The organism is Pseudomonas sp. CFBP 13711 (assembly GCF_014842265.1).
In the GTDB taxonomy this organism is placed as follows: domain Bacteria; phylum Pseudomonadota; class Gammaproteobacteria; order Pseudomonadales; family Pseudomonadaceae; genus Aquipseudomonas.
The window spans coordinates 261012-272970 of record NZ_JACYVI010000004.1 but is presented as its reverse complement, the minus strand read 5'-3'; the positions used below and the strand labels follow the sequence as shown (position 1 = coordinate 272970).

Below are 11959 nucleotides of genomic sequence, written 5' to 3'. Positions count from 1 at the left end.
CATTGAAGCCTTAAAGCAGATCCTCAAGACGACCGCGCAAGCGCTGCGGGAGGTTTTCCTGAATCTCGATCAGCGCCCGCTGTATCGCGCTCTGGAAACCCTGAGCATCGGCCGAGCCATGACTCTTCACCACGATGCCCTGCAAACCGAGAAAACTGGCACCGTTATGCCGCGCCGGGGCCAGATCGGCCTTGAGCCTGCCGAGCACAGGCCTTGCCATCAAACCCACCAGTCGCGACAACACGTTGCGGCGAAACAACCGCTCAATCCGCTCGCCAATCATCAACGCCAGGCCTTCGCTGGACTTCAGCAGCACGTTGCCGACAAAGCCATCGCAGACCACGACATCCGCCTCCCCCCGATACAGGCCATCCCCTTCGACAAAGCCGATGTAATTCAGCCCCGGCGCGGCCTGCAAAAGACTCGCGGCCAACTTGACTTGCTGATTGCCCTTGATGTCTTCGGTGCCGACGTTCAGCAGTGCGACTCTGGGTCGCACCACGCCCAGCGCCTCGGCGGCCACAGAACCCATCACGGCGAACTGATAAAGATGTTCGGCGGTACAATCCACGTTCGCACCCAGATCCAGCAACTGGCAATAACCGCGCTGTGTCGGAATCGCGGCCACCATGGCCGGCCGGTCGATACCGGGCAAGGTTTTCAGCACGAAGCGGGACAGCGCCATCAAGGCACCGGTATTGCCTGCACTGACACAGGCGTGGGCCTTGCCATCGGCGAGAAGCCCCAGCGCAACGCGCATCGACGAATCAGGCTTGCCGCGCAAGGCCTGGGACGGACGCTCATCCATGGTGATGATCTCGCTGGCATGCACAACGTGCAGGCGTGAGCGATCGACACCGGAGTGGCGGGCGATGAGTTCTTCAAGAAGGTGGGATTGACCGACGAGGGTCAGGTGCAACGAGGGTGTAGCAAGCAGGCAGGCAATGCTGGCCTGAACAATGTGGCGGGGACCGAAGTCCCCGCCCATTGCATCGATCGCGATGACCGGAGCAGACAAGAAATTACTCGTCAGCGCCCTTGTCGATCACTTTACGGCCACGGTATACGCCTTCTGGCGATACGTGGTGACGCAGGTGAACTTCACCGGTGGTTTTTTCTACAGACAGAGTGCTAGCCTCGAGAGCGTCGTGGGAACGACGCATGTCACGGGCAGAGCGGGATTTTTTGTTCTGCTGAACAGCCATAATTGATTAACTCCTAAACGTTTGGGTCACGCTTTAACTGCGCCAATACACTGAACGGGTTGGACCGCGTTACCTCGTCCTCGCTCGGTTCGGACTCGTTGAGGTCCGCCGGCGGCTGGCATTCTTTCGGATCATGAGTTGGAACAATGGGCAAGGCGAGCAGAAGCTCATCCTCGATCAAAGCCAGCAGATCCATGGGATCTTCGCCGAGTTCCAGCACGTCATAGCCTTTCGGCATCGACTGGGTGTTTGCACCCTCCTTCACCACGGCATAACTGCATTCGCTGTGGATCGGAAAGGTGACCAGCTCAAGACAACGCTGGCAAACCATTTTGACTTCGACGTCAATTGCACTGTGGATAACCACAGCGCGCTGCTCGTCTCGCTCAAAAACGAATTTCGCCTGCACCGTACCGAGATTGTCAGCAAGCGGGTCGCAGAGTCTCTCCAAATCAGCCAGCAGCATCTCTCCCTGAAGAGTAGTGCCACGATCAGCTAATTTGCGCGGGTCAACGTGAGGTGGAATCGGGTCATTCAACATAGGCGCAGCATTCTAGGGACGACCCTGGCGACTGTCAAAGGAAATTCAGGCCTGTTCGCAACCTGACCTGCTGATTACACTCGACTTTCATGTTTCGGAGCCACCCATGCTGCCTCTACTCCTTGCTTCCAGCTCGCCTTACCGCCGTGAATTGCTCGATCGCCTGCGCTTGCCATTCGTCTGTGCGTCGCCTGACATCGACGAAAGCCGCCGGCCGAACGAGCCTGCCATCGACCTTGTGACTCGCCTGGCGCGTGAGAAGGCCATGGCACTGGCCGAGCGATTCCCCGACCACCTGATCATCGGCTCGGACCAGGTCGCCGTGCTTGGCGAGCAGATCCTTGGCAAGCCGCACACGTTCGAGCGCGCGCTGGAACAGCTGAAGGAGAGCAGCGGCAACAGCGTCAGCTTCCTCACCGGCCTTGCGCTCTTCAACAGCCGCACGGGTCAGTGCCAAGTTGATTGCGTGCCCTTCACCGTGCACATGCGCCAGCTGGACGAGGCGCGTATCAGCCGCTACCTCCACGCCGAACAACCCTATGACTGCGCCGGCAGCTTCAAGGCCGAAGGACTGGGCGTCAGCCTCTTTCGCAGCACCGAGGGCGCGGATGCGACCAGCCTGATCGGCCTTCCTTTAATACGCCTGGTGGACATGTTGATGAACGAAGGCATCGAGCTGCCCTGATTTCGACAAAATAAACAGATGCGAAAAGCCCGACCAATGGCCGGGCTTTTCTTCACACGCGAAGGCTGAAGCGATCAGCGCAGGGACGGCCCCTTGAAACCTGCCCACATCGCGATCTGCTCGGCCACGCTGGCGCCCATCTTTTTGGAGAAACGATCGAACGCCGACTCTTGCACCGTGTAATCGACCATCTCTTTCTCGCCGATGATATCCCGCGCGACGTAGCTGGCACTGCCAAGCCCATCGACCAGACCCAGACCCACCGCTTGCTCGCCTGTCCAGACCAGCCCCGAGAACAGTTCCGGATGGTCCTTGTCTTTCAGGCGATCACCGCGACCCGCCTTCACGCTGGCGATGAACTGCTTGTGGGTAGTGTCCAGAACGCCCTGCCAGAAGGCAGTCTCGTCAGGCTTTGGCGGCTGGAACGGATCAAGGAACGCCTTGTGCTCGCCCGACGTGTAGGTACGACGGTCAACACCCAGTTTTTCCATCGTGCCGACGAAACCGAAACCGGCTGCCGTGACACCGATCGAACCCACCAGACTGGCTTTGTCCGCGTAGATCTGGTCGGCGGCGCTGGCGATGTAATACGCACCGGACGCGCCCAGATCAGTGATCACCGCATACACCTTGATGTTCGGCTTCTGCGCGCGCAGACGACGGATCTCGTCGTAGATATAGCCGGACTGCACCGGACTGCCGCCCGGGCTGTTGATGCGCAGAATCACGCCCTTGGTTTTTTCATCTTCAAACGCTTTCCGCAAACTGCCAACGATGTTGTCGGCGCTGGCCGCCTCGGTATCGGCGATCATGCCCTTCACTTCGATCAGCGCCGTGTGGCTCGTGCTGCGTGAAGCGCCCTTGCCGAAATCCATCAGCGGCGAGAACAGTGCCAGTGCGCCGAACAGATAAAGAAAGGTCAGGGATTTGAAGAAGATTCCCCAGCGCCGCGACCGACGCTGCTCCTGCACGCTGGCGAGCAGGGTCTTTTCCAGCAGTTTCCAACTTTTTGCATCCCCTGCGTCGTCGCGCTCTGGCGAAGACGGAGATTTCCATTCGTCCGACATAGATCAGTTACCCCAACAACGAAGTTTCAGCAGTCCGCGCACCCAACCAGGTGCGCAATTCGGAAAAGTGCTCGATCGCCAGACGCGGCTGGTATTGAAGCAGGGAGCCAAGCGCTTGCGCGCCGTACCCGACAGCCACCGAATCCATTCCGGCGTTACGCGCCATCAGCAGATCGAACGAAGCGTCGCCAACCATCAGCGCCTTTTCAGGCCTGACGCCGCAATGCTGCAGGATTTCATTGAGCATCAGCGGATCGGGCTTGCTGGCCGTTTCATCCGCCGCGCGGGTGGCGTCGAAGAAGTCGGTCCAGCCGTGCGCCTTCAACACCCGATCCAGACCACGCCGGGCCTTGCCGGTGGCGACCGCCAGACGATAGCCCTCGGCACGAAACGCCTCCAGCGACTCATGCACCCCGTCGAACAGTTTCGAGGGTTCAACGTCCATGGCCATGTAACGGTCGGCGTAGTGCTGCCGGAAATCGATCAGATCATTGGCCGTGATATCCGGGTACAACGTGCGAATAGCTTCCGGCAAACCCAGACCAATGATGCCCTTGATCGCGGCATCGTCGCGCACCGGACGACCGGCAAGCTGTGCGGCGGCTTGCATCGCGTCGACGATACGACCGATGGAATCGGACAGCGTGCCGTCCCAGTCGAATATCAGCAGTTCGTAATCAGGGCGCAAGCAGCAATCGCTCCACGGTCTTGGCCCACATCTCGTCGACGGGCGCTTCGAGTTTCAACTCGCCACCATCCGGCAGTGGCACGGTCAGGGCATAGGCGTGCAGGAACAGACGCTTGCCGCCGAGATCACGAATTTCGCGGCTGAAATCTTCATCGCCGTACTTGGGGTCACCGGCGATGCAGTGGCCGGCATGTAAGGCGTGGACGCGAATCTGGTGGGTACGGCCGGTAATGGGCCGGGCTTCGACCATGGTGGCGAAGTCGCCGAAGCGGCGCAGGACCTTGAACAGAGTCAGCGCCTCCTTGCCCTCCTCATTGACCTCGACCATGCGCTCGCCGGAGCGAAGATTGCTCTTGAGCAACGGTGCCCGGACCTGCTTCTGCGCGGTCGGCCAGTTTCCGCGGACCAGCGCCATGTAACGCTTGTCCACGCCGTCGCCGCGCAACTGTTCGTGCAGGTGGCGCAACATGCTGCGCTTTTTAGCGATCATCAGCAGCCCGGAGGTGTCACGGTCCAGACGGTGGACCAGTTCCAGCTCCTTGGCGTCGGGACGCAGCTGACGAAAGGCTTCGATGACGCCAAAGCTCAAGCCGCTGCCGCCGTGAACCGCGATGCCAGCGGGCTTGTTGAGGACGATCAGGCCTTTGTCTTCATGGACAATGGCGGCCTCAAGACGCTGCAGCAAACCCTGGGCAACCGGCACAGGTTCGTCGCGCTCAGGCACTCGAACGGGTGGGACGCGCACGACATCGCCCGCCTGAAGCTTGTACTCGGGCTTGATCCGGCCCTTGTTCACACGCACTTCGCCCTTGCGCAAAATGCGGTAAATCAAGGTCTTGGGAACGCCCTTGAGGTACGTGATCAGAAAGTTATCGATGCGCTGACCGGCAAATTCCGGCGCAACCTCTACCAGCCGGACGCCGGGGGTTGGGGGGGTAAGATTTGTCATGGCGCAAATCATAACAATTTTTTATGGATTTGAAGCACTTAATGATTGCTGCTATAGTCGCGAACGCCGCCAAAAGCGGCCTGGACAGCGGACAAACGGTATGACAGCCGGCCCTGCCCAACGCAATTCACGAGGGCGCGAGGCCGTCCTACGGGGCTTTCGGTGACAACGGAAGATATGCAAGCGTAACGAGCGCAGGTGACATGAGGCCTGAAACAAGCCCGATCGCAGAGTGAGTCACTCGCCATCGAGGCCCACGTTCAAGGCCAGTTCACAAAGTGCAGTCGCTGGCAGTCGCTCCGGGCGAATGCTTCGGAAACCATGCCTTATTTGAGCCATGACGCGCGGACTTCCCATGGAAGATCGCGATAAATGCAACCCGCTGCGGATTCAGCGCACGGCAGCACCCGAATTATCAGGGATACGTGTGGGGTGGAGACGCACAACCGTCGGACTGTGTAGCACAAGGCTTTATTCAAGACGCTTCATATCGTCCGCTACCGATGGTTGATTCCTCCTCCTGACAAAGCTTTTGCTGACAGGGTGTCATTTGTCACCACAGCAAGCAGGAACGTCGTCGCGACTCGGCCCCGCTGGCCGAACCTCGTTAGACACTGGAGTGTTCAAGCACTCCTGACGTGCCCTGACACCGACCGTGAGAAGTCGTGTGTGCCGAACGCCGTTTCCGGCAGCCCGGAAACCGACGGTACTACATGAAAAGAATGCTGATTAACGCAACTCAACCCGAAGAGTTGCGTGTTGCGCTGGTAGACGGCCAGCGCCTCTACGACCTGGACATCGAATCCGGGGCCCGCGAACAGAAGAAGGCCAACATCTATAAAGGCCGGATCACGCGTATCGAACCCAGCCTTGAAGCCGCGTTTGTCGACTTCGGCTCCGAGCGTCACGGCTTTCTGCCGCTGAAAGAAATCTCCCGCGAATACTTCAAGAAGTCGCCCGAAGGCCGCGTCAACATCAAGGACGTCCTGAGCGAAGGCCAGGAAGTCATCGTTCAGGTCGAGAAAGAAGAGCGCGGCAACAAGGGCGCTGCCCTGACCACGTTCATCAGCCTCGCAGGCCGCTATCTGGTCCTGATGCCGAACAACCCGCGCGCCGGCGGCATTTCCCGTCGTATCGAAGGCGAGGAGCGCAACGAACTGCGTGAAGCGCTGAACGGCCTGATCGCCCCTGCCGACATGGGTCTGATCGTTCGTACTGCCGGCCTTGGCCGCAGCAGCGAAGAAATGCAGTGGGACCTCGATTACCTGCTGCAACTGTGGACCGCGATCAAAGAGGCTTCCCTCGACCGCTCCGCGCCCTTCCTGATCTATCAGGAAAGCAACGTCATCATCCGCGCCATCCGCGACTATCTGCGCCAGGACATCGGCGAAGTGCTGATCGACAGCGTCGAAGCCCAGGAAGAAGCGCTGACGTTCATCCGTCAGGTGATGCCGCAGTACGCCAGCAAGATCAAGCTCTACGAAGACAGCGTTCCGCTGTTCAACCGTTTCCAGATCGAAAGCCAGATCGAAACCGCCTTCCAGCGCGTCGTCGAACTGCCTTCCGGTGGCTCCATTGTCATCGATCCGACCGAAGCACTGGTGTCCATCGACATCAACTCGGCGCGCGCCACCAAAGGCAGCGACATCGAAGAGACCGCCCTGCAGACCAACCTTGAAGCGGCTGAGGAAATCGCCCGTCAACTGCGTCTGCGCGACATCGGCGGCCTGATCGTCATCGACTTCATCGACATGACCCCGGCCAAGAACCAGCGCGCCGTGGAAGAAAAGGTCCGTGAAAGCCTCGAAGCCGACCGTGCCCGCGTTCAGGTGGGTCGCATCTCGCGCTTCGGCCTGCTGGAAATGTCCCGTCAGCGTCTGCGTCCATCCCTGGGTGAGAGCAGCGGCATTGTCTGCCCGCGTTGCAACGGCACCGGCATCATTCGTGACGTTGAATCGCTGTCCCTGGCAATCCTTCGCCTGATTGAAGAAGAAGCGCTGAAAGACCGCACGGCCGAAGTGCGCGCTCAAGTGCCGATCCCGGTCGCTGCGTTCCTGCTCAACGAAAAACGCAACTCGATCACCAAGATCGAACTGCGCACCCGCGCGCGCATCATCATTCTGCCGAACGACCATCTCGAAACCCCGCACTTCGAAGTGCAGCGTCTGCGTGATGACAGTCCGGAAGCCCACAGCCTGCAGACCAGCTATGAAATCGCTGCCGCTGCTGCTGAAGTGGAAGAAGTTGCACCGCCTGCCGCTGCTACCCGCACCCTGGTTCGCCAGGAAGCGGCAGTCAAGACCGCTCCGGCCCGTGCCAACGCACCGGTTCCGGTTGAAGCCGCTGCACCGGTTGCCGCTGCCCCTGCACCGGTTGCCCACGAGCCAAGCTTGTTCAAAGGCTTGGTGAAGTCGCTGGTCAGCCTGTTCGCTTCCAAGGAAGAGCCTGCCGCTGCCGCACCTGCCGCCGTGGTAGAAAAACCGGCTGCCGAGCGTCCTGCGCGCAACGATGAGCGCCGTAATGGCCGTCAGCAGAGCCGCAGCCGTAATGGTCGCCGTGACGAAGAACGCAAGCCGCGTGAAGAACGTGCGCCGCGTGCCGATCGCGAAGAACGCGCACCCCGTGAAGAACGTGCCCCACGTGAGGAACGCGCGCCTCGTGAAGAGCGTGCACCGCGCGAGGCGCGTGAAGCCCGTGAAGAAACTACCGCACCGCGTGAAGAGCGTCAGGCCCGTGCGCCTCGCGAAGAGCGTCAGCCACGTGCTGGGCGTGAAGACCGCAAGCCGCGTGAAGAGCGTGTGCGTGAACTGCGTGAGCCGATCGACGCCGCACCGGCTGTCAACCTGCCCCGCGAAGAACGCCCTGAGCGCGCCCCGCGTGAAGAGCGTCAGCCGCGTGCGCCGCGTGAAGAGCGTCAACCACGCGCCGAACAGGCTGTAGTGGCTGCCGAAGACGAAACCCTGCTGACCAGCGAAGAGCAGCAGGATGACAACCAGGAGCACGCCGAAGGCGATCGCCCTCGTCGTCGTTCACGTGGTCAGCGTCGTCGCAGCAACCGTCGTGAGCGTCAGCGTGATGCCAACGGCAATGAAATCGAAGGCAGCGAAGGCGTTGAGGGTTCGGAAGGCTCTGAAGCCCACGACGGCGAAAGCACTGAGCACAGTCATGAGTCCCATGACGAAGTGCACGCAAACGCCGACCGTGGCGATGTCGCTGCAGGTGCAAGCGTTGCTGCCGTAGCGGAGCGCGTCATCAGCGCCACCGCCGAAGCCGATGCCCACCGCCAGGCTGAACGTGCGAACACGTCCGTTGAAGCCCGCGCGACTGAAGCAGCACCGGTGGCTCAGGCCTCCGAAGCAGCGCCAGAAGCGCCCGCCGTCGAGTCCCCTGCCCCTGAAGCCAAGCGCTCTGTGTTGCCGGAAGTGGAAGTGGCAACATTCGACGCCTCACTGAGCCCGTTCGAACGCCAGGTGAAAGCCGCCGCTGAAGCCGAATCGACCGACACGCCAGCCAGTGCCGAGACTTCGGTCGCTGTTGAAGCGCCAGCGGTTGTGGAAGCCCCGGCCTTTATGCCGACTCCTGCGCTGGTGCATGAGGCGGTTGAAGTCGCCGTGGCTGAGCCGGTTCACGTTGTTGAGCCTGTTAAAGCCGAGCATGTCCAGGCTGCTGAGCCTGTTCAGACGGCCGAGCCTGCCGAAGCGTCTGAGCTCGTTCAGATCTCTGAACCTGCTCAAGCCGCCGAGCCAGTGCACGCCAAGGCCTCGGTAATCGACGCGCCGACCGTGGTTGAACCCGTTGCTCAGCAGCCTGTGGCCGCTGAACCGGTCATCGCGCCAGCCGTAGAAGCGCCAGCTCAGACTGCAGCGCCGGAAATCGTCGCTGCGCCAGTCGCTGTCGAACCTCCTCAAGTGCCGGTTGCAGAACCGGCCAAAGAAGAGACGCCTGCGCTGCCGGTTGCCAGCAATGGCCGTGCACCGAACGATCCCCGTGAAGTGCGCCGCCGTCGTCTGGAAGCCGAGCGTCAGCAGAAAGAGGCGCAAGCCTCGGATGAGCCTAAACCGCTCGTTTAATCGGCGGTAACTAAAAAGCCCCACCTGTGTAAGCAGGTGGGGCTTTTTTATGCCTGGAGGTTTGAAATCAGCCGGGTTGAAAGATCAGCGCAGCAGGCACGTCCACGTCCCACAACACACCTGGGTCGTCAACCTCGATCTCCTTGATCCGCGCGCCCTGGAAAAGCCGTTTGGCGCCCTTCTCCCCGGCAAGTGCCATGAGCGCCGGCCCGAACGCACGACCAAAAGCGACGGGGTGCCCATAACGCCCGCCATGGACCGGTACGCTGATGGCGTCGTCCTCCACCGAGCAGGCCACGCGCTCGAGTGTGTCAGCATGAATGAAGGGCATGTCGCCCAACGCAATCAACCAGCCGCGATGAGCAGGCTCGGCCGATACAGCAGCGGCGATGCTGTCGCCCATGCCAGGGGAATCCAGCACCACCACTTCACAGCCGTGGCGCAGACCCAACTCGGCCACGCTGCAGTAATCGGCTCGTGTCAGAAGGACGGTTTTATCGGCGAGGGTTTTTACGTGGGCAAGCACCTGCTCCAGCACCGATCGCTCCATGCCGTCACGCCCGATGCATTGCGCCAGCAGCTTGTTGCGGTGGTCACCGGCAACCGCTCGATAGCGACTGCCGAGGCCCGCCGCCAGCACGACGGCACACAGCGTTTCACTCATGTTCAACCCTCATGGGATACACGCTGACTGAAACTCAAAGCGGAAGAGGACGGATCCCACGGTCAATACAGGTTAGGCTCCATCTCAAGCGCAACACCGAAGCGCTCGAGGATGTCCGCCTGAATCCGCTGCGCGAGACCGAGCAATTGCCCGCCCGATGCCTGGCCGTAATTGACCAGCACCAGCGACTGCAGCGCATGAACGCCGGCGTCACCATCGCGAAAGCCCTTCCAGCCCGCCTGCTCGATCAACCAGCCGGCCGCCAGTTTTACCTGACCATCGGCCTGAGGGTAGCCGACCACGCCAGGGTGCGTGAGTTTGATGACAGCCACACGCTCGGCGGACACCAGAGGGTTCTTGAAGAAGCTCCCCGCGTTGCCCAGCGTCGCGGGGTCCGGCAGTTTTTCGCTGCGAATGGCGCAGATCGCCCGGCTCACGTGGATCGGCGAAGGCTCTTTGATGCCCTGCTCTTCCAGCCGCTGACGCACCGGACCGTAATCGAGATGCAGGCTCGCCGAGTAACTGAGCTTGAAGCGAACCCGCAGGATCAGCCAGCGGTTTGGCTGACGCTTGAACAGGCTGTCCCGGTAACCGAACGCGCAGTCGGCCAGGGCAAATTCCCGCAGCTCGCCGTTGTGTCGATCGATCGCGGTCAGGCTGTGGAAAACATCCTTGAGTTCAACGCCGTAAGCGCCGATGTTTTGCATCGGTGCAGCGCCGACGGTGCCCGGGATCAGGCTGAGGTTTTCCAGCCCGGCCAGTCCCTGAGCGAGCGTGTCCTGGACGAAAGGATGCCAGGGCTCCCCAGCCTCCGCTTCAACAATGGCGCCGCCGCAATCCTCGTGGGTGATGCGGATGCCCCGGCTGGCCATGCGCAACACGAGGGCATCGACGTCACGGGTCAGCAGCAGGTTGCTGCCGCCGCCGATGACCATCAGCGGCACGTCGTGGCTGGCCGAATACGCGAGGGCCTCGCGCACGTCGTCGTCGCTGAACGCCTCGGCAAAACGCCGGGCACGCACAGCCACGCCGAACGTGTTGTAGGGCTTGAGAGACACGTCGTGCTGCACATTCAGCGTCATGGGTGCATCCGCGAAAACAGTGGAAGAGTGACCAGACCCATGCCCATCAACCCTCCAGCAGACGACGAACGCGTTCCAGGTCTTCGGCGGTGTCGACGCCGGCCGGAGGCGCTTCAAGGGCATCGGCCACGTGAATGCGCACGCCGTGCCAGAGCGCACGCAACTGCTCGAGGTTTTCGGTGTTTTCCAGCCAGCATGGGCCCCAGCTGACGAAGTCGTGGAGGAACCCGGCGCGGTAGGCATAAATGCCGATGTGACGGCGATACGGCACGCCTTCCGGCAGCTCGTCGCGGGTCTTCGCCAGCGCATCGCGAGCCCAGGGCAGCGGCGCGCGGCTGAAGGTCAGCGCCAGACCATTGAGGTCCGAGCAGACCTTGACCACATTGGGATTGAACAGTGATGCCACGTCCTCGATCGGCTCGGCGAGGGTCGACATGCGCGCTTCGGGGTGTGCGGCGAGATTGTCGGCAACCTGATCGATCACGGCGGGCGGGATCATCGGCTCGTCGCCCTGGACGTTGACCACGATGGCGTCGTCGGCCAGACCCAGCTTGGCGGCGACTTCAGCCAGGCGGTCGGTCCCGGAGTTGTGATCGTCGCGGGTCATCAGCACTTCGGCGCCGAACGACTGGCAGGCGTCGACGATGCGCTGATCGTCAGTGGCAACCACCACGCGCTCTGCGCTGCTTTTGCACGCCTGTTCCCAGACGTGCTGGATCATCGGCTTGCCGGCGATGGTTTTCAACGGCTTGCCCGGAAAGCGACTGGAGCCGTAGCGTGCCGGAATGACAACGGTGAACGCTGCGGTCATTTGTCCAGACGCTCGTCGGCGGTGAGGGTGCGCGCTTCGCTTTCCAGCATCACCGGGATGCCGTCGCGGATCGGATAGGCAAGGCCGGCGCCTTTGCTGATCAGCTCGGTTTTATCGGCGCTGAGCTTGAGGGGACCCTTGCAGATCGGGCAGGCAAGAATGTCGAGCAATTTGGTGTCCATAAGAGATCCTGAGCG

General features: G+C 61.3%; 12 protein-coding genes. 2 read left to right on the top strand and 10 right to left on the bottom strand.

Features of this window, described 5'->3' with window-relative positions:
- Nucleotides 1-10 precede the first annotated feature (10 nt).
- The 3 genes from plsX to IFT47_RS10405 are packed head-to-tail and all read right to left on the bottom strand — an operon-like array spanning nucleotide 11 to nucleotide 1746.
- The gene (gene plsX / locus IFT47_RS10415; RefSeq protein ID WP_192172732.1) at nucleotides 11-1018 is read right to left on the bottom strand and encodes a phosphate acyltransferase PlsX; all 1008 of its coding nucleotides are present in this window, start codon (nucleotides 1016-1018) and stop codon (nucleotides 11-13) included.
- A 4-nt stretch (nucleotides 1019-1022) separates the two neighbouring features.
- A complete protein-coding gene (gene rpmF / locus IFT47_RS10410; RefSeq protein ID WP_003179396.1) occupies nucleotides 1023-1205 on the bottom strand; it encodes a 50S ribosomal protein L32 in 183 nt (60 codons plus the stop codon).
- A 13-nt stretch (nucleotides 1206-1218) separates the two neighbouring features.
- Complete coding sequence (locus IFT47_RS10405; protein WP_192172733.1) at nucleotides 1219-1746, bottom strand: YceD family protein; 528 nt, start codon at nucleotides 1744-1746, stop codon at nucleotides 1219-1221.
- Between the two features lie 106 nt (nucleotides 1747-1852).
- Between IFT47_RS10405 and IFT47_RS10400 the strand changes: the two genes are divergently transcribed.
- Entirely contained in the window at nucleotides 1853-2431 is a 579-nt protein-coding gene (locus IFT47_RS10400) for a Maf family protein (RefSeq protein WP_192172734.1), read from the top strand.
- Nucleotides 2432-2505: 74 nt separating this feature from the next.
- On the opposite strand, the gene sppA is transcribed toward IFT47_RS10400, so the two are convergent.
- The 3 genes from sppA to rluC are packed head-to-tail and all read right to left on the bottom strand — an operon-like array spanning nucleotide 2506 to nucleotide 5135.
- Complete coding sequence (gene sppA, locus IFT47_RS10395) at nucleotides 2506-3498, bottom strand: signal peptide peptidase SppA (protein WP_192172735.1); 993 nt, start codon at nucleotides 3496-3498, stop codon at nucleotides 2506-2508.
- A gap of 7 nt (nucleotides 3499-3505) precedes the next feature.
- Nucleotides 3506-4186 carry an HAD-IA family hydrolase gene (locus IFT47_RS10390; RefSeq protein ID WP_192172736.1) on the bottom strand — a complete coding sequence of 227 codons (681 nt, stop codon included), beginning with the start codon at nucleotides 4184-4186 and terminating at the stop codon, nucleotides 3506-3508.
- A complete protein-coding gene (rluC, locus tag IFT47_RS10385; protein ID WP_192172737.1) occupies nucleotides 4176-5135 on the bottom strand; it encodes a 23S rRNA pseudouridine(955/2504/2580) synthase RluC in 960 nt (319 codons plus the stop codon). Before rluC ends, IFT47_RS10390 begins: the two co-directional genes overlap by 11 nt.
- Before the next feature lie 713 nt (nucleotides 5136-5848).
- Here rluC and rne point away from each other — a divergent pair.
- On the top strand, nucleotides 5849-9205 hold the full coding sequence (rne, locus tag IFT47_RS10380) for a ribonuclease E (RefSeq protein WP_407073232.1): 3357 nt from the start codon (nucleotides 5849-5851) through the stop codon (nucleotides 9203-9205).
- 67 nt (nucleotides 9206-9272) lie between these two features.
- Here the strand turns inward: rne and IFT47_RS10375 are convergent, their stop codons facing one another.
- The 4 genes from IFT47_RS10375 to IFT47_RS10360 all read right to left on the bottom strand — a co-directional run bounded on the left by IFT47_RS10375 (nucleotide 9273) and on the right by IFT47_RS10360 (nucleotide 11944).
- On the bottom strand, nucleotides 9273-9869 hold the full coding sequence (locus IFT47_RS10375) for a nucleotidyltransferase family protein (RefSeq protein WP_192172739.1): 597 nt from the start codon (nucleotides 9867-9869) through the stop codon (nucleotides 9273-9275).
- Nucleotides 9870-9931: 62 nt separating this feature from the next.
- Nucleotides 9932-10951, bottom strand: a complete 1020-nt coding sequence (murB, locus tag IFT47_RS10370) for a UDP-N-acetylmuramate dehydrogenase (protein WP_192172740.1) — start codon at nucleotides 10949-10951, stop codon at nucleotides 9932-9934.
- A gap of 46 nt (nucleotides 10952-10997) precedes the next feature.
- Entirely contained in the window at nucleotides 10998-11762 is a 765-nt protein-coding gene (kdsB, locus tag IFT47_RS10365) for a 3-deoxy-manno-octulosonate cytidylyltransferase (RefSeq protein WP_192172741.1), read from the bottom strand.
- On the bottom strand, nucleotides 11759-11944 hold the full coding sequence (locus IFT47_RS10360) for a Trm112 family protein (protein WP_071551147.1): 186 nt from the start codon (nucleotides 11942-11944) through the stop codon (nucleotides 11759-11761). Before IFT47_RS10360 ends, kdsB begins: the two co-directional genes overlap by 4 nt.
- Nucleotides 11945-11959: the final 15 nt, after the last annotated feature.